The 20,554-nt window shown below is 65.9% G+C and carries 19 protein-coding genes and 1 other RNA gene; 6 read left to right on the top strand and 14 right to left on the bottom strand.

The annotated features are described in order from the left end of the window. Positions 1-121 precede the first annotated feature (121 nt). From ACT6QG_RS07605 to ACT6QG_RS07595, 3 genes are all read right to left on the bottom strand, one after another. Positions 122-490, bottom strand: a complete 369-nt coding sequence (locus ACT6QG_RS07605) for a hypothetical protein (RefSeq protein WP_444976974.1) — start codon at positions 488-490, stop codon at positions 122-124. 35 nt (positions 491-525) lie between these two features. Then, positions 526-846 (bottom strand): YnfA family protein, encoded by a 321-nt coding sequence (locus ACT6QG_RS07600; protein WP_444976973.1) that lies wholly within the window; start codon positions 844-846, stop codon positions 526-528. A gap of 83 nt (positions 847-929) precedes the next feature. Further along, on the bottom strand, positions 930-1,808 hold the full coding sequence (locus tag ACT6QG_RS07595) for a 4-(cytidine 5'-diphospho)-2-C-methyl-D-erythritol kinase (protein ID WP_444976972.1): 879 nt from the start codon (positions 1,806-1,808) through the stop codon (positions 930-932). Between the two features lie 317 nt (positions 1,809-2,125). Here ACT6QG_RS07595 and ACT6QG_RS07590 point away from each other — a divergent pair, with 317 nt between their 5' ends. The 3 genes from ACT6QG_RS07590 (at position 2,126) to ACT6QG_RS07580 (ending at position 8,704) form a co-directional block, all read left to right on the top strand. Next, positions 2,126-4,051, top strand: a complete 1,926-nt coding sequence (locus tag ACT6QG_RS07590; protein WP_444976971.1) for a tetratricopeptide repeat protein — start codon at positions 2,126-2,128, stop codon at positions 4,049-4,051. Between the two features lie 396 nt (positions 4,052-4,447). Next, a complete protein-coding gene (locus tag ACT6QG_RS07585; RefSeq protein WP_444976970.1) occupies positions 4,448-7,390 on the top strand; it encodes a DUF2339 domain-containing protein in 2,943 nt (980 codons plus the stop codon). Positions 7,391-7,753: 363 nt separating this feature from the next. Beyond that, entirely contained in the window at positions 7,754-8,704 is a 951-nt protein-coding gene (locus ACT6QG_RS07580) for a LysR family transcriptional regulator (RefSeq protein ID WP_444976969.1), read from the top strand. Between the two features lie 71 nt (positions 8,705-8,775). On the opposite strand, the gene ACT6QG_RS07575 is transcribed toward ACT6QG_RS07580, so the two are convergent. The 4 genes from ACT6QG_RS07575 to ACT6QG_RS07560 form a co-directional block, all read right to left on the bottom strand. Further along, positions 8,776-9,210 (bottom strand): hypothetical protein, encoded by a 435-nt coding sequence (locus ACT6QG_RS07575; RefSeq protein ID WP_444976968.1) that lies wholly within the window; start codon positions 9,208-9,210, stop codon positions 8,776-8,778. 181 nt (positions 9,211-9,391) lie between these two features. Then, entirely contained in the window at positions 9,392-10,666 is a 1,275-nt protein-coding gene (locus ACT6QG_RS07570; RefSeq protein ID WP_444976967.1) for an MFS transporter, read from the bottom strand. A 186-nt stretch (positions 10,667-10,852) separates the two neighbouring features. Further along, on the bottom strand, positions 10,853-11,485 hold the full coding sequence (locus tag ACT6QG_RS07565; RefSeq protein WP_444976966.1) for a Spy/CpxP family protein refolding chaperone: 633 nt from the start codon (positions 11,483-11,485) through the stop codon (positions 10,853-10,855). Positions 11,486-11,653: 168 nt separating this feature from the next. Continuing rightward, the gene (locus tag ACT6QG_RS07560; protein ID WP_444976965.1) at positions 11,654-12,547 is read right to left on the bottom strand and encodes a metallophosphoesterase family protein; all 894 of its coding nucleotides are present in this window, start codon (positions 12,545-12,547) and stop codon (positions 11,654-11,656) included. Between the two features lie 179 nt (positions 12,548-12,726). Between ACT6QG_RS07560 and ACT6QG_RS07555 the strand changes: the two genes are divergently transcribed. Both ACT6QG_RS07555 and ACT6QG_RS07550 read left to right on the top strand, forming a co-directional pair. Next, complete coding sequence (locus ACT6QG_RS07555) at positions 12,727-14,052, top strand: glycoside hydrolase family 2 TIM barrel-domain containing protein (protein ID WP_444976964.1); 1,326 nt, start codon at positions 12,727-12,729, stop codon at positions 14,050-14,052. A 138-nt stretch (positions 14,053-14,190) separates the two neighbouring features. Then, entirely contained in the window at positions 14,191-14,934 is a 744-nt protein-coding gene (locus tag ACT6QG_RS07550; protein ID WP_444976963.1) for an adenosylcobinamide amidohydrolase, read from the top strand. A 54-nt stretch (positions 14,935-14,988) separates the two neighbouring features. On the opposite strand, the gene ACT6QG_RS07545 is transcribed toward ACT6QG_RS07550, so the two are convergent. Beyond that, positions 14,989-15,678: a fumarylacetoacetate hydrolase family protein gene (locus ACT6QG_RS07545; RefSeq protein WP_444976962.1), complete on the bottom strand. Its 690-nt coding sequence runs from the start codon at positions 15,676-15,678 to the stop codon at positions 14,989-14,991. A 51-nt stretch (positions 15,679-15,729) separates the two neighbouring features. Then, on the bottom strand, positions 15,730-16,380 hold the full coding sequence (gene msrA, locus ACT6QG_RS07540) for a peptide-methionine (S)-S-oxide reductase MsrA (protein ID WP_444976961.1): 651 nt from the start codon (positions 16,378-16,380) through the stop codon (positions 15,730-15,732). A gap of 480 nt (positions 16,381-16,860) precedes the next feature. On the opposite strand from msrA, the gene ppa reads away from it, so the two are divergent. Further along, positions 16,861-17,394 (top strand): inorganic diphosphatase, encoded by a 534-nt coding sequence (gene ppa / locus ACT6QG_RS07535; RefSeq protein ID WP_444976960.1) that lies wholly within the window; start codon positions 16,861-16,863, stop codon positions 17,392-17,394. Between the two features lie 190 nt (positions 17,395-17,584). Here ppa and ACT6QG_RS07530 read toward each other — a convergent pair whose 3' ends face one another. The 5 genes from ACT6QG_RS07530 to ACT6QG_RS07510 form a co-directional block, all read right to left on the bottom strand. Next, positions 17,585-18,409 carry a TIGR00282 family metallophosphoesterase gene (locus ACT6QG_RS07530; RefSeq protein WP_444976959.1) on the bottom strand — a complete coding sequence of 275 codons (825 nt, stop codon included), beginning with the start codon at positions 18,407-18,409 and terminating at the stop codon, positions 17,585-17,587. Positions 18,410-18,501: 92 nt separating this feature from the next. Continuing rightward, positions 18,502-19,152 carry a 5-formyltetrahydrofolate cyclo-ligase gene (locus ACT6QG_RS07525; protein ID WP_444976958.1) on the bottom strand — a complete coding sequence of 217 codons (651 nt, stop codon included), beginning with the start codon at positions 19,150-19,152 and terminating at the stop codon, positions 18,502-18,504. 121 nt (positions 19,153-19,273) lie between these two features. Continuing rightward, positions 19,274-19,426, bottom strand: a non-coding RNA gene (ssrS, locus tag ACT6QG_RS07520) — 6S RNA. A 128-nt stretch (positions 19,427-19,554) separates the two neighbouring features. Continuing rightward, complete coding sequence (locus tag ACT6QG_RS07515; protein ID WP_444976957.1) at positions 19,555-19,938, bottom strand: cell division protein ZapA; 384 nt, start codon at positions 19,936-19,938, stop codon at positions 19,555-19,557. A 4-nt stretch (positions 19,939-19,942) separates the two neighbouring features. Further along, the gene (locus ACT6QG_RS07510) at positions 19,943-20,227 is read right to left on the bottom strand and encodes a DUF4164 domain-containing protein (protein WP_444976956.1); all 285 of its coding nucleotides are present in this window, start codon (positions 20,225-20,227) and stop codon (positions 19,943-19,945) included. Positions 20,228-20,554: the final 327 nt, after the last annotated feature.

Below are 20,554 nucleotides of genomic sequence, written 5' to 3'. Positions count from 1 at the left end.
GCCGCAGGGAGACGATCAGAAAACCCCGCGCGCCCACAGGCCGCGGGTTTTTTTCTGCCCCCCTGCCTTGCTGTCTGCCCCTGCCCGGCAGATGTGCCCCATCAGGCATGCAAGGCGCCTCTTACAGCAGGCGCCACCACCGGGCCAGCAGCCAGCACAGCAGGGTCGTGGCCAGTATCAGCCCCGCCACCGCCGCACGCTCTTCCACCAGATAGTGGAGAAGGGCCACACCCGCGCCCACCAGCAGCGCCTGCCAGAACGCCACCTCTCCCCTGCAGAAACGCAGGATGCAGACCACAATGCCGGCCAGAACCGCGGGCGGCCCGCCCGGAAGATAGGAAAAGAGCAGGATCATCAGCAGCAGGGACGGCCATTCCGGCGATGAGAGCAGATTCTCCATCGCGATGGTGGCGGTGATGAAGAGCAGCAGCCCGCCAATGGGCGGCCCGATCAGCGCATAAACGCAGAACAGAGCGATGGTTTTCCGCACACATCGCGCCCCGCCGGGACTTTCGTTCCCGCTTCTCACGCACGTGGCCCGAAAACGATGACCGTCGCGCCGGCAAGGCAAAGCAGGCCGCCGGCAATGTCCCACCTGTCCGGGCGCACATGCTCCACCGCCCACATCCATATGAGGGACGAGACGATATAAACGCCGCCATAGGCCGCGAAGGCCCGCCCGGCTGCATCGGATTCCACCAGGGTGAGGGCCCATGCGAAAATGGCGAGGCAAACAAGCCCCACCGCCAGCCACCAGGGTGAGCCGCCCAGCCGCGTGACATGCCAGAAGGCGAAACAGCCGGCGATTTCACCCAGCGCCGCGATGAGATAGGCCGGTAATGTCATTCTTCTTCCCGCATGCGCCCGGCCGGGGAGCAGGGCTTTTCCCGGCATGGACGAAACCCTGCCATATGCAATGCACCGGTGCCTCAGCGCAGAACCGTGGAGCGCACCCACCATTCCGGATGGAGCGCAGACAGGCGGCGTGCCATCCGCGCGGCGGCGTGGCAATTCTCTGTCAGGGCAAAAACCGTGGCCCCGGAACCGGACATGCGCACGAGGCGCGCCTCCGGCTGGGCGGCCAGCAGTTCCATCACGCGGCCGATCTGCGGCGCGATCACCTTGGCCGGCGGCTCCAGATCATTCGGCAGGGCGGCCAGCGCGGCGAACAGCTCACCCGGAGTGTGCGGCAGTGTTTCCCCAAGGCCGGGATGCACCGGCCCCGGCAGGGCCTCCCCCGCACGCAGGCCAAGGGCGCGGAAGACATCCGCCGTAGGCACCGGCACCCCGCAATTCACCAGAACCGCGAACAGGAAGGGCATGTCCAGCGGCGGGGAAAGCCGTTCCCCCACCCCCTCCATCAGCCGCGCGCGCGGTTCCACACAGACCGGCACATCCGCCCCACAGGCGGCAGCGGCAGCGAACAGGCGCTCATCATGCGCCTCCATCCCGTTCAGCCGGGCCAGCAGGCGAAGGGCCGCGGCAGCATCGGCCGAACCACCGCCCAGCCCAGCCGCCACCGGCAGGCGCTTGAGCAGATGGAAGGCCCCGGAACGCGCACCAGGCACCTGACGGGCAAATTCATGGGCAGCCCGCAATACCAGATTGTTCTCATCCGCCCCGGCGGCCTGTGCGGTCGGCCCGTCCAGCCTCAGCGCCAGTGGCACATCCGGCTCAAGGGTGAGCAGATCCCCGGCCCCGGCGAATGCAACGAGGCTGACAAGTTCATGAAATCCATCCGCGCGGCGCGCGGTGATCCGCAAGGTCAGATTGATCTTCGCCGGAGCGCGGGCGATGAGCTTGGTCATGTCTTGGCTTATGCCGCGCGCAGAAAGCGGGGGCAAGAGCCGGGCAGACACGGTTTGCGCGGAAATCACCCTGCCGCAAGGGCATGGCGCGGGCCGGCGCCGGTGCAGCACGGCCCCTTCCCCCTTCCCCCTTCCCCCTTCCGGCAAGGCCGCACATGATGCATTGCGGTGGAAGAGCGCTGCGACAGCGCCCCTGCGGGCTGCAAAAGTCGCGGCAAACTTGCGAAGAGGGGAGAAAGTCGCCATCCTCCCGCCATCACGCGCCGGTTGAATAGGGCCGTGTCTTGGCTTTTGAAGCGTTTCAGGATTCCCGATCAGTGAAGATTTCCCGCCCTTCCTCACTCGCGGTTCTCGCCACTGCCTTGGCCGTGACGCTGCCAGCCCTGTCTCCCGCCCTTGCAGATGCGCCGTCCGCACCAGCCGCGGCCAATGTGGCAGATGAGCAGCCCACCATTGCCGGCAGCTATCTGGCCGCCCGATTTGCCAGTTCCGAACGCGACAATGATGCCGCCGTCACCTATCTGCGCAACCTGCTCAAACTTGATTCGCGCAATCCCGAGGTGGTGGAACGCACCTTCTTCGCCACCTTGATGGATGGCGACATGGATGATGCCATCGGCCTCGCCAGCCGGCTGGTGAAGATGGACAATGCCAACCGCATCGCCCGCCTCACCCTGGGGGTGAACGCCCTGCGCAAGAAGCAGTATCGCACGGCGCGCAGCAATCTGGCGCTTTCCATGCGCGGGCCGATCGGCGATTTGACCGCCGTTCTGCTCTCCGGTTGGGCCTATTATGGCGCGAACGATACGAAAAACGCCATCGCCGCCATCCGCAATCTTCAGGGGCCGGACTGGTACGCCCCGCTGAAGGCGCTGAATATCGGCCTCATTCTGGATGCCAGCGGCCAGCAGAAGGAAGCCGGCCGGCAGCTCAAGCAGGCCATGGAGCTGGATCCCGGCTCCCTGCGCACGCTGGATGCCTATGCCCGCTGGGTCTCGCGCAATGAAGGCGTGAAGGCTGCCCTCGCCGTCTATGACAAGCTGGATGAGCGCATGGCGCAGCATCCGGTCGTCGAGGCGCAGAAAAAGCTTCTGGAGCAGGGCAAGAGCCTGCCCCCGCTGGTGCTGACCCCGCAGCAGGGCGCGGCGGAAGTGCTCTATGGGCTGGGCTCCACCCTGGCCCGGCAGGGGGGCGAGGATCTCGCCATGGTGTATCTGCGTCTGGCCAGCTGGCTGGACCCGGAGCACCCCTTCATCAACATTACCCTGGCGGAGCTGTATGAGCAGCTCAAGCAGCCGGCCAAGGCCATCGAGGTCTATGGCACCGTGCCCGCCTCCTCCCCGCTCAAGCGCGATGCGGAGATCCAGCTCGGCGTGGCGATGGAGGCGGCAGACCGCTTCGAGGAAGCCGAAAACCACCTGAAGAAGGTTGTGGCCAAAGCGCCCGATGACCCGGATGGCTTCATCGCCCTGGGCCGCGTGCAGCAGGCCCGCAAGATGTTTGCCGAATGCGCGCAGACCTACAGCCGCGCCATAGACCTGATCAAGGAGCCGACCCGCTCCAACTGGCTGCTGTTCTATTTCCGCGGCATCTGCAACGAGCGTTCCAAGAACTGGCCAGCGGCCGAGGCGGACCTGAAGAAGGCGCTGGAGCTGTATCCGGACCAGCCGCATGTCATGAACTATATCGGCTACTCCTGGGTGGATCAGGGCATCCATCTGGATGAGGGGCTGAACATGATCCGCAAGGCGGTGAGCCTGCGCCCGGATGATGGCCCGATCGTCGACAGCCTGGGCTGGGCCTATTACAAGCTCGGTCGCTACAATGAGGCGGTGGAGGAGCTGGAGCGCGCCGTCGAGCTGATGCCGCAGGATCCGGTCATCAATGACCATCTGGGAGATGCCTACTGGAAGGTGGGCCGCAAGCTTGAGGCCGGCTTCCAGTGGTCCCACGCGCGTGAGCTCAAGCCCGAGCCCCAGGATCTGGCAAAGATCGAGCGCAAGCTGAAGGACGGGCTGGATGCCGCCGATGCGCAAGCCCCCGTCAAGCAGGTGAAGGATGAGTCCGGCGCGGACAGCGCCGCCCGCCCGCAAGACCAGAAGCCGGAAGAGGCCAAGACAGAAGAGGCAAAGCCTGCTGATGGCAAGCCTGCTGGTGGCAAGCCCGCGGAGGGCAGCACGCCGGCGGATGCCGCACCCGCCACGCCTGAAGGCGGCGCTTCTGACAGCAAGCCCGCGAAATGATGCTGTGGGCGGGCGGCCCCGCGCGGCCCGCCCCATGGCTCCGTTGGCCCTTCCGGAGCGGCGAGGGCCGGCATGACCGGCTCCAGCCCGCTCATTTTCAGGGGCCATCATCCCGCCCCGGCCTCATTCCCACGCTCTCCCCAGCTTGACCGCATTGGCGCAAGTGGAAGCGATGAGCTAAACCGACATGACATGTCCGTGTATCACGCCGGCAGATGTGGCAAGCCAGACACGCCAGCCGCGATGACCGGACCCGTCCTGCCCCAGCCTTTCACACACTTGGCCACGGGCATTTTCCGGCAAGGTGCAGAACACAGCCCCGCCCCTGCCCGAACATGCACATGACCGGAAGGCCGGCGCCGAAGAGACACCACGCCCCATGGTGCAGAGGCCCCGATGTTCGATGATGAACTGGTTCTGATCCTTCTTGCCCTGCTCGCCATCCCGCTCATGGCCCTTGTCGCACTGGTGGTGGCGCTGGGACAAAGAAGCCGGATGCGCATGCTGGAACAACGCATCCTCCTGCTGGAGGCGACTTGCAACACGTTGCGCCTCAAGCACGAACAAGGCTTCAGCGCAACGGCCACGCCGATGCCGGAGGCCCGTACCCCGGAGGCCCGTGCCCCGCAGACCGGACCCGGGCCCGAGGAGCAGCCACAGGAAAAGACAACAGAGAATCTCCCCGTGCCACAGGCCGCCCCGGAGCCGGCGGCGCAATTTGCCTTGCCCGTGCCCCCGCCTGCGCCATTCGGCCGGGAAGATGCCATGGCGCCTTCCATCTCATCCGCCAGCGCACCGCGCCCCGGCCTGCTCGAACGGCTGGGCAGCTTCGAGGAGCGGATCGGCGCACGCTGGACAGTCTGGGTCGGGGGGCTGGCGCTGGCTCTGGGCGGCGTGTTTCTCGTCAGCTTCGCCGTGGAACAGAACCTGCTGGGGCCGGAAGCCCGTATCGGTCTTGGCCTGCTGCTGGCCGCAATACTGCTGGTGGCCGGAGAATGGCTGCGCCGCACCGAAAAACATCTGCCGGCGGCCCTTCAGAAGGCCGGAGCATCCGGCACTTCAGCCCTGCCAGAGGACGAGACGCCGCTGGACCCGGCCCCCGCCACCACCGCCAGCGCTATCGGCAGGAGTGCTCGGCGCGCCATGCCTTCCGTTCCGGCCATGCTGACAGCCGCCGGCACCATGACAGCCTTCGGCAGCATCTATGCGGCCTATGAGCTCTATGCGCTGATTTCGCCGGCGCTCGCCTTCGTGCTGCTGGCCCTTACCGGCATCGCCACCGTGTTTGCCGCCCTGCTGCATGGGCCGGCGCTGGCGGCGCTGGGCTTCATTGGCGCGGCACTGACCCCCCTGCTCATCCGTTCCGATAATCCCAATGCTTTCGGGGTGGCCATTCTCATTGCCGCCGTGGGGGCGAGCGCGCTGGCCGTGGCGCGGGGGCGCTATTGGCGCTGGCTCGCCAGGCTGGGCATTGTCGGCATGGCGGCATGGGGCTTTGTCCTGCTGTTCTTCGCCGTACCGCAGGCCATTCCCGCCACCGGCCTTCTGTCGCTGGTGCTGCTGGGGCTGACGGCCCTGCTGCTGACCCCCGGCCTGCTGTGGGGACCACCGGAGACCGGACGCGGACAGGATATGCTGTCCACTCTCGCCGTCGCGCTGGCCCTCCTCATGAGCGCCTGTGCCGCGGTGCTGGGCGAGATGGAAAGTGCGCCGCTTTCGGTTTTCATTCTTGCCATTCTCGGCGCACTGGCGCTGGCCTGGCGCGCGCCGGCCCTTGCGCTGGCGGCTGTCGCGGCGGCCATCATCGCTCCCCTGCCCTTGCTGGAATGGAGCCTGATGCCCCCGGCAGACAGCGCACTTGCACCCGCAGGCCCGATGGAAGGCGCTGTGCATGGGCCGGACCGCTATGCTCTTGGCGGCTTCCTCACCTATGGCCTGGCCATGGCAGCGCTGCTCTATGTGCCGGGCCTTCTGCGCAGCGGCATGGGCCGGCGCGGGCGCGGGGGCCTCATCTGGGCAAGCGCGGCGACGGCAGGCCCGATCCTGCTTCTGCTGGCGGCCTATGTGCGCCTGACAACCGCCATCCTGCTGTTCGTGACCGGCTATGGCGACATGGCGCAGATGGAGCCGAGCCCCTCCTTTGCCCTGGCAGCACTGGCCCTTGGCCTGCTGTTCACATGGTCGGCCGAGCGGCTGGTGCGCCATGCGCGCAGCAGCACAGCGGCGATCTTCGCCGCCGGTGCGGTGGTGAGCCTTGCGCTGGCGCTGGCCTTTGCGCTGGAGAAGGGCTGGCTCACGGTTGGGCTGGCGCTGGCGGCGCTGGGGGTGGCATGGGTTTCCACCCAGCGCGCCCTGCCCGGTCTGCGACAGCTCTCGGCAGGACTGGGGCTGGTGGTTCTGGCCCGCATCTGGTGGGCTCCGGCCATTGCCGGCGTGGACCCGGGCTCGACCCCCATCTTCAACTGGCTGCTGTGGGGCTATGGGGTGCCCTGTCTGGCCTTTGCCGGTGCAGCCCATCTGCTGGGGCGCAACGGTGATGATTCCAGCCGCCGGATCCTGGAATGCCTTTCCCTTCTGTTCGCCGTGCTGCTGGTAACCTTCGAGGTGCGCCATCTGGCCCATGGCGGGCTGGCGCTGGATGATCTGGGCAGCGACACCGGCCTGTTCGAGAACGGCCTGCTCACCCTGCTTTATGGTGCATTGGCCCTGGGACTGGCCCGGCTGGCGGAGCATAATGGCCGCAGGCTTCACCTTATCTTCAGTCTGGCGGTTGCGGCGCTTGCCGCCATCAGCGCCCTGATCGGCCTCACCTGCCTCAACCCCTTCGCGCTTTCCGCCGATGTGGGGGGGCTGTTCATCAATGATCTGCTGATCGCCTATGGGCTGCCGGCCATTCTGGCCCTGCTGTTTGCCGGCCATGTGCCGGCCCGCCTCGGCCCGGTGCGGCTGGCGGCGTATGGCCTGTCCCTGCTTCTTGCACTGGCCTGGCTGAGTTTCGAGGTGAGCCGCCTGTTTCAGGGGCCGGTTCTGGATGCCGACAGCGTCTCCCCCACCGAATGGTATGCATGGTCCGCCATATGGCTGGGCTTTGGCATCGTGCTGCTTCTGGTCGGGCTGTGGCGTCACTCGCAGGGGCTCCGGCTGGCTTCGGCCCTCGTCACGGTTGCAACGGTGGTCAAGGTGTTCCTCTCCGATATGGCGGATCTGGAGGGGCAGCTGCGGGCCTTTTCCTTTATCGGCCTTGGCATCACGCTGGTGGCCATGGGCTGGCTGTATCAGCGCCTGCTCACCCGCAGTCGTCCCCCCTCCCCACCGGCACAGGACAAGACGGCGGAATGACCCCTGCCCCGCAGCCCTCCGGTGCGGGCATCAGCGGAGAAAGGGAGGGGGCCGGTCATCACCGCGCCCCTTTCCCGACCGCTCCTCTCCCGCACGGGCGGTTCCGAAGCTGCATCACGATGAGAAGGGCTGGGATGTTCCCGGCATCTCCCATCACCGGGAGAAGCGCTATTGGGGCCGTGCCACACCCCGGGCGGAGGACGACAGCCGCACATCACCCGCACCAGCTCCGCCACCGGCGGAGAAGAGGGCCACCTCACCATGGCGAAAACGCCATGTGCGCCTGAAGATCAGCTATTCCTTTCACTGCCGCACTGCGATACTTATTCACACGCTGGAATTTTTGCGCGGATGCAATGAAGCATGATTGCATGGGATGATTTCCGCCTTGTGCGCGCCATTGCCCAGACAGGGGCGCTGGCGGGGGCGGCAGAGATACTCGGGGTCAATCACTCCACCGTTTTCCGCCGCCTTGGCGCATTGGAGGAGCAACTGGGAACCCGCCTGTTCGAGCGTTCCCGCGCCGGCTATGCACCAACCCCCACGGGGGAGGAAATGGTGCGCCTGGCAGACCGGATGGCCGAGGAAGTGGTGGCCGTGGAACGGCGCATCACCGGGCGGGATCTGCGCCCCTCCGGGGAATTGCGGGTCACCACCAATGATATTCTGCTGACCCACATGCTCACCCCGATCTTTGCCGGCTTCAATTCGGCTTTCCCCGAAATCCGGCTGGATGTGGCGGTGTCCAACCAGTCCCTCAATCTTTCCAAGCGGGATGCCGATGTCGCCATCCGCGCCAGCAACCATCCCGGCGATACGCTGGTGGGCCGGCGCATCGCCAGCATTGCCTGGGCGGTTTATGGCCGGCCGGACATGCTGGGCAGCACCCGGCTGGAGGCGCAGGATCTGCGGCGACACCAGTGGATCGGCTTTTCAGACGGGCTGGGCAGCATCAAGCCGGCCAAATGGCTGCATGAGCGGGTTGGCGATGAACAGCTGGTCTATCGCGTCAATACGGTTCTGGGGCTGGCGGAGGCGGCGGCGGCCGGCATGGGGCTTGCGGTTCTGCCCTGCTTTGTCGGCGCCACCATACCCGGCCTTGTGCGCCTGATGCCGCCGGACCCGAAAATGGAAGCCGGCCTCTGGCTGCTGACCCACCCCGATATTCGCGCCACCGCCCGCGTGCGCAGCTTCATGGAATATGCCGGGCGTGAACTGGCGCGCCTGCGCCCGCGCATCGAGGGGCGGGAGGACGGCATGGCGGATACCCGGCCAGCGCACCGCTACGCACAGGAAGAGCGCCCCGCCGATTAGGAAAAAGGCATCCTTCAGGGAAAAAGCTGAGCGGACAGATCAGGCCGGCGCTTCCAGCCGCCCGCTCCCGCTCATTCCCCGGCGGTTGACCGGCCCCGGCGGGAGGCGACCCTTGAGCGCCCCGTCTCCACCCGCTCGAAATCACACCACATGGTTTCGACACCCGCCAGGGTTCCGCGGAAACTCGACGGCCCGGTGCGCACCACATTGAAGCAGGGCTCGAACGCCATGCCTTTCAGAAAACCGCAGACGGCGCCATCGCGCACCCGCAGCGTATTGGCCGGCAGCCGCATGTAGCGGGCCTGCTTCTGACGCAGGGAAATGGTGCCCGCCACCGAGCCATCGGCATAGACCAGCCCGGCCCCGCGCGACCCCTCGAAGCAGGAGAAGGAGAAGGTGCGTCCCACCACGAAGGCGCGCGCCTCCTCGGCGCTCATCTGTTCGGCAGAAGCGGGGCTGGCCGCAAGGAGGGTGCAGCCAAGGGCCGCCATAAACAGGGTGCGCATCAGACAGGTTCGGTTTTCGGGGCAATCGGCCAAGGTTGCGCAGACCTCATGAGTTGTTGTCAAGAGCGCCGGCAGCATCCGCGCCCCTTTGCCCGCGGCCTATGGCGCGAATGCAGCACCTTTCATCCGCACCATGGCTCCGCCCTGTCCCCACACCCGGACACAGGGCGGAACGCGCATCTCACCCGGCAGCCGCCACCACCGGCGCGCGCGCCGGACGCTCCCGAATGGGCAGGTTGATGGCGGCGGACGCGAAGGACAGCGCCACCGAACCCCACCACACCCATGCATAGGAGCCGGTGCTCTCATACAACTCGCCCCCCAGATATACGCCGAGGAAGCCCCCGACCTGATGGGAGAAGAAGGCAAAGCCATACAGCATCGCCATATAGCGGGTGCCGAACATCAGCATCACGAGGCTGGATGTGGGCGGCACGGTGGAGAGCCAGAGCAGGCCCAGAACCGCCCCGAAGATCATGCAGCTGAGCGGGCTGACGGGCACGAGCAGAAACACCGCGATCGCCACCCCGCGCGCGGCATAGATCCACGCCAGCAGCCATTTGCGCGACATCCGCCCCACCAGCAGACCGGCGCAGATGGAACCGATGATGTTGCACAGGCCGATGAGCGCCAGCGTGGCGGCCCCAACCTCGATGCTCATCCCGGCATCCATCAGATAGGCCGGCATATGCACGGTGACGAAAGCCAGCTGGAAACCGCAGGTGAAGAAGCCCAGAATCAGAAGCACATAGCTGGGGTAGCGCAGCGCCTCCTTCAGCGCGCCGCCAATACTCTGGGCCGGCTCCTGCACCATGCTGGCGCCCTGCGCCGTGCCACGGGTGGCCAGCATCACGGAGAGCGGCATCACCAGCATCATCGCCACGCCAAAGACGACCAGCGTTTCCTGCCAGCCCACCGCACCGATGAGGCCGGTTGTGAGCGGAGGAAACAGGAACTGGCCGAAAGAGCCGGCGGCCGTTGCCGCCCCAAAGCCCAGTCCCTTCCAGCGATCCGGCAAAAGCTTGCCGAAGGCCGCGAGCACCAGATTGAAGGAGGCGGCGGAAAGGCCGAAACCGACCAAGACACCGGCTGTCAGATAAAGCGAGCCGGGCGTGGCGGACCATGCCATCAGCACCAGGCCCGCGCCATAGAGCAGCGCCCCGATGCACAGCACCCGCACCGTGCCATAACGATCGGCAAACGCGCCGGCAAAGGGCGAGCCAATGCCCCACAGCAGGTTCTGCACTGCGACAGCGAGGCCGAAAATATCGCGCCCCCAGCCCATTTCCGCGGACATCGGCACCAGAAACAGGCCAAAGACGGAGCGTGGCCCGAAGGTGAGCATGGCAATGGCGCAGCCTGCCAGAATGATGAGCAGAACCGAGCGGGGCGAAGGGCCTGTGGACGAAAGGGGAGCGCGCTCCGCCTGCACAGGCGCGGAGGAAGAAGTGGACATGGGCGTTTCCTGCACGGCCCGGGGCGACCGCGTTCAGGAACATATTATAGAGGCATTTGAAATAGGCGACCCCTCACCCAGCGGAAGGTCTCCGGCTTTATTCGGTCCCACATGCGCGCATGGCGCGGCCGGGGAAACCGGCCACGCCATGGCATGGTGTTGCAGACAGGCGCGAAGAGCCTGAAATCACTCGGCGTCGGTGTCCGCCGCGTCGGTTGCCTCATCGGTATCGGCCGCTGCCGGGGCCGCATCAACCGGGCCGCCCTTCCACGGAACGCCCTGCATCCAGCCCGGGCCCATGCCGGGATAGCGCGGCCCCATGCCGCCCAGGAAATTGGCGAAACCGCCACGCACCAGCACGCCGAGATTCTCCTTCTGCTGGGCATCCAGGCTGTTATAGAAGGGGGCTGCGGCATCGGCGATCTTGCGCAGATTGTTCGCACGGGCCTCCATACGGTCTGCCGAGACGCGCATGCGGGCGACCGGGTCGAACTCGCCGCGCTTCTCATCCTTGCGCTCGGCCTTGCGGGCCTCGAAGGCGGCCTTGCGGGCATCGGCGCGCTCCTTGGCAAGGTCCTTCACGGTTTTCTGAAGGTTATCGAACAGCTTTTCCTGTTCCGCATTCAGCTTCAGCACAGACTTCACAGCCGCGAAGCGCGCATCGGCAAGAAGAGCCTGCCCTTCCGGAGAGATGCGCCAGCCGGCCGGCTTGCCCGGGCCACCATGACCGCCAGGGCCACCCGGTCCCGGAGCGGCGAAGGAAACAGAGGTTCCGGCGATGAGGGCAGCGGCAGTAGCGGCAAGAACGGCTTTCTTCATGACTTGTCCTCCTTAAGAGATGCCCTGATCATGCCGCCGTCTCCGCCAGACCTCAACTTAAACTTCTGTAATTATCTATTTCGGCATCTTTCCTGAATGTCATGAATTCAGAACCTATTGATGCCGGATATTCATCCAAATTCCGCCACATCTTTTAACATTTCAAATTCAGGCCACCAGCATCTCCCGGGAGAGATGGCGGACCTGCATGCCCTGCGGGGGAAAGCCACGGCGCTCCATCTCGCAGCGCCAGGCCCCCGCTTCTCCGCTGATGCGGTAGAGTGCATATCCCCCGGCCTTCACGCCCTCACGCGGGCCGGCAGAGGCGGAGGGCACCCCCACCACCGGCACCTGCCCGCCCGGAACCGGCAGATGCAGCAGGCTTGAGCGGTGGTCATGCCCATGGATGACCAGATCCGCGCCCGCTTCCGCCAGAACCTTCCGCAGGGCCGCCGCATCCCGCAGGCGGCGGTGCCATGGCCCGGAATCGGTCAGGGGATGATGCACCATCACCACCCGGAACAGCCCCTCGCGCCCGAGCCTCTCCAGAAGCGGGCGCAGCGCCTTCAGCTGCCGCGCCCCCACCCGGCCCTGCGCCAGAAAGGGCGCGGTGGGAATGGCGGAGTTCAGGCCCACTATGGCAACCGGCCCACGGCGTCGCAGATAAGGATAGGGACTGGCGGCAAGGCTGCCCTCATCCCCCGCCAGAAACGGCGCCCAGTACCGCTCCGTCATCCCTTTCGCGGCAGCGACATAGGCATCATGATTGCCCGGCACCACGCTCACCTTCTCCCCCGGCCCGAGAGATGCGAGGAAAACACTGGCGGCGGCAAATTCCGCCTCCAGCGACAGATTGGTGAGATCACCACTCACGCAGATATGGTCCGGGCCCTGTGCCAGCAGGTCCTTCACCAGCAAACCCAGCGTGGAGGGGCCCAGATCATGCCCGCGATGGCTGCGCCAGTTCATCCAGCCCAGAAACCGCTTGCCGACGAGATCCATCGTGCGGGGCTGCGGCAGCGGGCCCAGATGCGGATCTGACAGATGAGCGAGCACGAACATCAGGCATGCCTTTCGCAAGACGTGCGGACCATGGCCGCAGCGTTGCCCCTGCTTACCCCATCGCCGGCCTGCGGTAAAAGCTGAGCAGGCGCATCTCATTTTCGCGGGATTCTGCGGGCATGGTTTGCGCCCCGGTTTTCCGGCCTGCCCTCTCCATGTGTCTGGGAGACTGACACACCGTGCGCCCCTCTTCTGCCCTGTCCGGCCTCACCTTCCACGCTCCCCTCCATGCCCATGCATTGCGCAGGGGCATGCTGGCCGCCATCACCGGCCTTGCCGGCCTTTTCACCCTTGCGATCCCGCCGGCAGATGCCGCCGAGGTGCGCGTGAGGGACCAGCAGATTCTGGTCGAGGGCAAGCCCTTCGTCCCCAATGGCGCGGGCGGCGAAACCCGGCTTGAGGATCTGGCGGGGCTCGGTGCAACCGTGGTGCGCACCTATGGGCAGGAGCCGGGGAAAATACTGGATGAGGCCCACAAGGCGGGGCTCAAGGTGATTGTCGGCCTGTGGATGGCCCATCCCCGTCTGGGTTTCGATTATGGGGACAAGGCCGCGGCACAGGCCCAGCTCGAAAGCTTCCGCCCCATGGTGGAGCGCTACAAGGATCATCCCGCGCTGCTGATGTGGGGGATCGGCAATGAAATCGAGGTGGACCTGCCACCGGATCCGGGCCATCCGCTCTGGCCGGCGCTGGAGGATGCCTCGCGTTTCGTCAAGGCCATCGACCCCCACCACCCCACCATGGCGGTGACGGCGGATACCGGCGCGGACAAGGTGGCACTGGTGAAGCGCCACGCCCCCAGCATCGATGTGCTGGGCCTGAATGCCTATGGCGACAGCCTGCTCACGATTGAGGAGCGCGCCCGCAAACAGGGTTGGGATGGCCCCATCATCTTCACCGAAATGGGCGCGAACGGCCACTGGGCCGTGCCGCAGACCCCCTGGGGCGCGCCGCTGGAGCCCAGCTCCACGGAAAAGGCACAGAAGATGCGCGCCTATTTCACCCTGGCGAAGGAAAAGGGCATTGGCGCTGTCCCAATACTCTGGGGCCAGAAGCAGGAGGTGACGCCCACATGGTATTCACTGATGCTGCCCACCGGCGAATACACGGAAACTGTCGAGGTGATGGCCGAGCTGTGGGGCGGCACGCCCCCCGGCGGACCGAACCGCGCACCGCGCATTCTCTCCCTGCTCCACAAGGGCCCACAGAGTTTCCCGAGCGATAGCGAAACCCGCATCACGCTGGAAACCGCGGACCCGGACGGCGATCCGCTGGAGGTGAGCTGGGACATCATGGCCGAAAGCACGCATCGCAGCGTGGGCGGAGCGCCGGAGCCGGTGCCGGCCAGCTTTCCGCAGGGCGTGCATGAGGCCTCTGATACGGGCGCGCGCATCGCCAATCTGCCGCCCGGCCACTATCGCGTTTTTGTCACCGTGCGGGATGGCAAGGGTGCAGCCGCAACCGGCAACCTGCCGATCGAGGTAAAGCCGGGGCAGGAGGACTAGGATTTGAGGGCCGGGCCATGCGTCCGGCCCTTTTCCCATGGGGCTCCCGGTGTGCCTCCCGCCAGCCCCTCCCGCCGGCCCCCTTGCATCCCCCTCCCTGATGGGCCACACGCAGCATGAGAGCAGCAGGCGGGAGGCATGATGAAACAGGAAGATACGGCCCCGCGCGACCCCCACGGCCTGTTCACCACCGCCCTGGACCGCCCGCTCCTTGTCGCGCGTTTTGCCCAGCCCCAGCGCATGGTGTCATGGTCCATCAACCGGCCCGGATTCGTGGTGGCCGATACGGTGGCCTGGCTTGAGGTGCGCAACAGCGACCTGACACCGGAGGCCGACCCTCTGGCCTGGTTTCTGCGCCACCTTGAGGCCGGCGGGCTGGAAAATGCCGTGGGCATGATGACCTCGCGCGATGTCACCTGCCACCATCTGGCCGGGTGTGAGGTCGAGCAGGTGCGCGCCGCCTGTCTTGTCACGCTGGGGCTGAACAATGGGGAATGTGTCGGTTCCCGCTTTCCGCTCACGCCCTATTCCACCGGGAAAGCCCCCACCCCGCTTTCCACCCCCGGCACGGTGAACATTCTGGCCGCCGTGGACCTGCCCCTGAGCGATGGCGCATTGCTGGAGGCCAGCTCCATCGTGGTGCAGGCCCGCACCCGCGCCATTCTGGAGCTGGGCTTCACCCGGCCCGGAAACAGCATGGCTATTTCCGGCACCGGCACGGATTGCGTGGTGATGGCCTGCCCGCACGCCCCGCAAGCCGCCCAATGCCCCTATGCGGGCCTGCATACGGCTGTGGGCGAGGCGCTGGGCGCCGCCGTTCTGGCCGCGGTGCGTGAGGCTGGAAGGGTGTGGCTGGCGGACCCGCGCCGGCTGGTGCCATGAAAAAGGCGGCCACACGGGCCGCCCTGCATCATGTCCCGCCCTGCATGGCGCCGGCTAGATAACAGACAGGGAGAGGGTGCCCACGCCATCCACCCCACCTTCCAGCAGATCCCCCTTCCCGACCGGCCCGACCCCGGAGGGCGTGCCGCAATAGATGAGATCTCCCGGTGCAAGCGTGAACAGGGTGGAGAGGGTGGCGATGATTTCCGGCACCTTCCAGATCATCTGGTTCAGATTGCCTTCCTGCCGTGGCGCGCCATTCACATTCAGATAGATGCGCCCCTGATCCGGATGGCCGCAGACCTCCACCGGCACGATGGCCGAACAGGGGGCGGACTGTTCAAACGCCTTGCCCACTTCCCACGGGCGACCGGCCTTTTTCATCTCGGCCTGAAGATCGCGGCGGGTCAGGTCCAGCCCCACCCCATAGCCGTACACGCACTCCAGTGCCTTGTCCGCGGGGATCGTGTTCCCACCCGCCTTCAGCGCCACCACCAGCTCGATTTCGTGATGCAGATCATGTGTCAGCGGCGGATAGGGAATGGACGCGCCGGAGAGCACGAGAGAATCCGGGTTCTTCTGGAAGAAGAAGGGCGGCTCGCGCGCGGGATCATGCCCCATCTCGATGGCGTGATCCGCAAAGTTGCGCCCCACACAATAGATGCGATGCACCGGGAAAACGGCCTTCTGCCCGGCAACAGGCAAAGCGGGCTGCATGGGCGGCGAAATGACATAAGCGACCATGGGAAAACCTTTCACATCACCTGGCGCGGTCTGCGCGATGCCGGGGCGATATCACGATAAGGGCAGGCCCACGGGACACGCAACGCCCGTGCCCCCCAGACCGCAGTACCCGTTCGGGTTCTTGGCCAGATATTGCTGGTGATATTCCTCGGCGAAATAGAAATGCCCGGCCTTCGCGATGGTTGTGGTGACAGGGCCGAACCCGCGCGCGCGCAGCGCCGCCTCATAGGCCGCCTTCACCTGCCGCGCGCGGTCCAGTTCCGCATCCCCATGCAGATAGATGCCTGAACGATATTGTGTGCCGATATCATTGCCCTGCCGCATGCCTTGCGTGGGGTCATGGGATTCGAAAAACAGCCGCAGCAGATCTTCAAGGCTTACCCGCTCCGGGTCATGAACCACCAGAACGGCCTCGGTATGGCCCGTGCGGCCGGAGCACACCTCCTCATAGGTGGGATTGGGCGTGATGCCATCCACATAGCCGACCGCCGTGACCCACACCCCCTCCCGCTGCCAGAAGAGCCGCTCCGCCCCCCAGAAGCATCCAAGTGCCAGAATGACCTGCGCCATACCTTCCGGATAGGGCCCCTTCAGCGGAAGACCGGAGATGAAATGCGTCTGTGCCGTGGGCAGGGCCTGTTCCCGGCCGGGCAAGGCCTCGGCAGCCGTGGGCAGGCTCAATGGCTGTGTTTTCCAGAACATGAGGAAGCTCCTGAACCCTTGACCCGCATGGGCGATGACCATGACACCCGCCTCACCGGAAAATGCAGGCGGCCCGGCAGGCGGATCCTGCACCCATCATAAGGCAATGCCGCTAAAGGAACACCCTTTCAGCGCAGACAGCCCGGCCCTGAACACGCCGCCCGGCCGCAAACCGCTTACCGGCGGATGAGACAAGCCCCTTCGCCCCCGTCCTGAGGGAAAAATATGTCAACTCAAGACAAAAGACTGATCCATCCGCTCACCCTCACGATATTCCATATCCATTTCATAGACTAACGCCCCGGCATGGACGATGTGGCGGCCGCTTCCGCCCTCCTTTGGGCGTGGTTACAGCCCGGCGAAATGGGGAAGGCAGGAAGGCTTGCGACGAAAATGCTGGACAAAACCTCATTTGCTTGGCAGCGGTAGCGCGAGCGTGGCACCCGTCTGCGCACTACCGTGGCTTGAAGCGAGAGAAACATGCGCATCGAAGCGATTCCGGTCGGCAAGAACCCGCCGAATGACATCAACGTCGTCATTGAAGTTCCCATCGGCGGCGAACCCATCAAGTATGAGATGGACAAGGAATCCGGCGCCCTGTTCGTCGACCGTTTCCTCTATACCTCCATGCGTTACCCGGGCAATTACGGCTTCATTCCGCACACTCTCTCCGGCGACGGTGACCCGTGCGACGTGCTGGTTGCCAATGCCCGCGCCCTTGCGCCGGGGTCGGTCATCAGCGTGCGCCCGGTTGGCGTGCTGATCATGGAAGACGAGGCCGGCCAGGATGAGAAGATCATCGCCGTGCCCTCCAACAAGATCACCCGCCGCTATGAGCGGATCGAGAATTATCCGGACCTGCCGGAAATCACCCTGAAGCAGATCGAGCACTTCTTCGAGCACTACAAGGATCTCGAAGCCAACAAGTGGGTCAAGGTCGTGCGCTGGGGCGACAAGGAAGAGGCCATGCGCCTCATCAATGAAGGCATCGAGCGCGCCAAGGCCGAAGGCTGAAGCGCGGCGGGCAGGCGGCTCTCCCCCTGCCCTCTTTCATGATGCACAGGCGGCCGGGCATCTCCCGGCCGTTTTCATGTCTGGATCACGGGCCCGGGCCACATCCGCCAGGCGCACCGAAAAATGAGAGGCGGGAGCCGCACGGCCCGCCACCGGCGCGGCGGGCCAGCCCGGAAGAAACCGATGGCGCCTATTGCTCCCAGCAGAGCGGGCGCGCCTCATCCAGCCCCGACCCAAGGCGCACCGGCATCACCTTCTGCGCCAGCCCTGTGCGGTCGCAGGTTTCAACCGCCACACCGCTCAGCGTGCCGGGGCCTTCCGCCGGCTGGAACCGGCCCGCCCCGATCTTGCGGGTGAAGCGCCGCAGCGGCTCTTCCTTGTCCATGCCGATCACGCTGTCATAGCAGCCGCACATGCCTGCATCGGTCATATAGGCCGTACCGCCCGCCAGAATGCGGTGATCGGCTGTCGGCACATGGGTATGGGTGCCCACCACGAGAGAAGCCCGCCCATCGCAATGATAGCCGATGGCCTGCTTCTCGCTGGTGGTCTCGGCATGCACATCCACCACCACCGCATCCACCATCTCGCCCAGCACGGCCCCCTCCAGCGCATCATCCAGCGCGGCGAAGGGATCATCCAGCGGGTCCATGAAGATGCGGCCCATCACGTTCATCACCAGAACGCGGGCGCCATTCTTCGCCTCCACCAGCGCCGCACCGCGCCCGGGAGTGCCCTTGGGAAAGTTCATGGGCCGGACCAGATTGGGCGCGCGCTCGATGAAGACCAGCGCCTCGCGCTGGTCAAAGGCGTGGTTTCCGAGGGTCACCGCATCCGCCCCCGCGGCCATCAGCTCGTCATAGATGGCTTCCGTCAGGCCGAACCCTCCGGCGGCATTCTCGCCATTCACCACCACCAGATCGAGCTTCCACTCCCGGATCAGCCCCGGCAGGCGCGCCAGCACGCATTCCCGGCCCGCACGGCCAACCACGTCACCGAGAAAGAGAATGCGCATGTCCCAACCCCCAGGGCCTTGTTGCAGAGGAGCCCTTCACGCAGGGCCCGGCCTTCCGTCTGCCCCGGAGAGGCAGAGCGCCGATTTGCGCCTCATATAACCCCGGAGCGGGCGCATGGCACAGCCCCGTTCTGCGTCACCATGCAGTCCACCGGTTCATCATGCGCCTCGCGCGGCACATGGGCCACACGCTGGCAGGCAAAGGCATAGCCGAATGTGCGGACCGGCTGCCGCGCACGCAGCAGCGCCAGGGTGCGATCATAAAAGCCCGCCCCATAGCCGATGCGATAGCCCTCAAGATCGTAGGCCGCGAGCGGCACCATCACCACATCCGGGGTGGCGACTGGAGAATCGGGGGCGGGAGTGGGAATGGCATAGCGCCCCTTGGGGGTGAGCGGATCATCCGCCCGCCACAGGCGGAACACCAGCGGCTCATCCCTGCGCACCACTTCAGGCAGGGCCAGTTCCAGCCCCTGTTCACGCAGGAGACCGGCCAATGGGCGCGGGTCGATTTCATCATGGATGGCACAGAAGAGGGCCACGCAGCGGGCCGGGCCTGTGGAGACCTGCTGCCAGGCAATGGCCGCGGCCTGAACGGAAGCGGCATGGCGGGCCTGCGCCCCCATGGCCGCGCGTCGCTCCAGCGCTTCCGCACGCAGGCGCGCCTTTTCCTGGCGCAGGTCAACGGGGCGCAGGTCAGCGTGCGGGTCGGCGGGGCGCTCGTGAACGGGGGAATCAGTCATCCGGCTACAGCACCTTCATCCGGCCGGCGCTGGCCCGGCATCTGGCGCAAACGCCGAAGGAGAGCAAACGCCGAGGGAGACAGCGGCCGGAAGGGTGCATGCCGCCTCCGGCCTGAAAGGGTGCGGGCCACCTGAGCCGTCGGATTGCGATCCCGGGAACCTACAGCGTAGGTGGGCGCCGTGTGTCCAAGCCCGCAGGCAAGGTCAGGGACAGCTCCCTTAAGGATCGATAAGGCCCCGGGGAAATATATCCTAACGAACCCTGCAGCGCCGCAATCCCAATGTAGGGATGAACGCGCCGGCCCGCCAGTCCCCCGCGCGCAACACGCACAGCTATCCTGTGCGCAACATCATCGCACGGGCAAGCCGGCCCGCGCGCGGAACGCGCGGAAGACGGGCCATTCAGCCCAGCCCCACATGGTCCTTTTCCGGCGGGGTCAGATCGGCCACGAGCTGCTCGATCCGCCCGGCCACATCATCAATGGCCCGCGCGACCGTCAGCTCGCTTTCCTCAAGGCGCGCCAAGGCCGAGGCCCGGGCATCTCTCTGGCTCTCAATATCGCTTTCCAGCGCGCGGATGCGGTTGCGCGCCTCGGCCAGCTCATCGGAAATGGTGATGGCCGCCATGACCACCAGACGCTGGTCGCCAATCTCGCCAAAGGCGGCGCGCAGCTGGGAGATCCGGGTGTCGATCTCATAGGCGAGGCGGACCAGATGGTCTTCCTGGCCCTCATCGCAGGCCATCCGGTACTGGCGCCCGGCAATGGTGACGGAAACGTGCGCCACGGCCTCAACCGCCGTGAGTCGCGAGCACGTCGCGTACTGTTGTCATGGCCACATCCAGACGCCGCATGATTTCCTGCCCCACCTCTTTCACTTCTTCGGCCGTGGCCGTGGCCTGATCCAGCTCGGCGGCCAGACGGGCGCGGTCATTGCTCATGGCATGAACCTGCGCCGCCAGCGCCTCCTGATGATGCTCGGCTTCCTTGCGGCGCTCCAGCGCATCCGTCAGGGAATCAATAGCCGCATGCAGGCGACGCGTTGCAGCTTCGACCGGAGTTTCGTGCACAGGCATCTTTTGCTTCAGGGCGTACATGGGGCAAGTGTAACCGAGTCGCGGGCCCGCGCGCCACCGGCCATGGGGTGTGAGCGTTACTGCCGCGCACAATTCGTGAAACGCGGTTACCGCGCCTCTTAACAGCATATGCCCCGGCCTGCCAGCCCATCATTTCACAGCTGCGGCATGGCCCATCTCTTTGCCCGCACAAGGCTTGCCGGCCCTGCGCGCCCCTTTCCCGCCACCCCGCCCCCGGCAAGGCGGAAGGGCCGGGAGGGGGCATGTGGAGCCATCGTCCGCCATATCGCGCGAAGGGAAGAGGAGATGGGCGTTTGACAGCCCCGA

This window comes from Haloleucobacter ellipsoideus (assembly GCF_052491725.1).
Note: the sequence above shows the minus strand (reverse complement) of the source record. Positions and strands in the feature narration are given on the sequence as shown.

What these genes read in the sequence shown, in the direction of transcription:
- ACT6QG_RS07600 (WP_444976973.1), bottom strand. Translation starts at nt 846, where the DNA reads ATGACATTACCGGCCTATCTCATCGCGGCGCTGGGTGAAATCGCCGGC.
- ACT6QG_RS07595 (WP_444976972.1), bottom strand. Translation starts at nt 1,808, where the DNA reads ATGACCAAGCTCATCGCCCGCGCTCCGGCGAAGATCAATCTGACCTTG.
- ACT6QG_RS07585 (WP_444976970.1), top strand. Translation starts at nt 4,448, where the DNA reads ATGTTCGATGATGAACTGGTTCTGATCCTTCTTGCCCTGCTCGCCATC.
- ACT6QG_RS07580 (WP_444976969.1), top strand. Translation starts at nt 7,754, where the DNA reads ATGATTGCATGGGATGATTTCCGCCTTGTGCGCGCCATTGCCCAGACA.
- ACT6QG_RS07575 (WP_444976968.1), bottom strand. Translation starts at nt 9,210, where the DNA reads ATGCGCACCCTGTTTATGGCGGCCCTTGGCTGCACCCTCCTTGCGGCC.
- ACT6QG_RS07570 (WP_444976967.1), bottom strand. Translation starts at nt 10,666, where the DNA reads ATGTCCACTTCTTCCTCCGCGCCTGTGCAGGCGGAGCGCGCTCCCCTT.
- ACT6QG_RS07565 (WP_444976966.1), bottom strand. Translation starts at nt 11,485, where the DNA reads ATGAAGAAAGCCGTTCTTGCCGCTACTGCCGCTGCCCTCATCGCCGGA.
- ACT6QG_RS07560 (WP_444976965.1), bottom strand. Translation starts at nt 12,547, where the DNA reads ATGTTCGTGCTCGCTCATCTGTCAGATCCGCATCTGGGCCCGCTGCCG.
- ACT6QG_RS07550 (WP_444976963.1), top strand. Translation starts at nt 14,191, where the DNA reads ATGATGAAACAGGAAGATACGGCCCCGCGCGACCCCCACGGCCTGTTC.
- ACT6QG_RS07545 (WP_444976962.1), bottom strand. Translation starts at nt 15,678, where the DNA reads ATGGTCGCTTATGTCATTTCGCCGCCCATGCAGCCCGCTTTGCCTGTT.
- msrA (WP_444976961.1), bottom strand. Translation starts at nt 16,380, where the DNA reads ATGTTCTGGAAAACACAGCCATTGAGCCTGCCCACGGCTGCCGAGGCC.
- ppa (WP_444976960.1), top strand. Translation starts at nt 16,861, where the DNA reads ATGCGCATCGAAGCGATTCCGGTCGGCAAGAACCCGCCGAATGACATC.
- ACT6QG_RS07530 (WP_444976959.1), bottom strand. Translation starts at nt 18,409, where the DNA reads ATGCGCATTCTCTTTCTCGGTGACGTGGTTGGCCGTGCGGGCCGGGAA.
- ACT6QG_RS07525 (WP_444976958.1), bottom strand. Translation starts at nt 19,152, where the DNA reads ATGACTGATTCCCCCGTTCACGAGCGCCCCGCCGACCCGCACGCTGAC.
- ACT6QG_RS07510 (WP_444976956.1), bottom strand. Translation starts at nt 20,227, where the DNA reads ATGCCTGTGCACGAAACTCCGGTCGAAGCTGCAACGCGTCGCCTGCAT.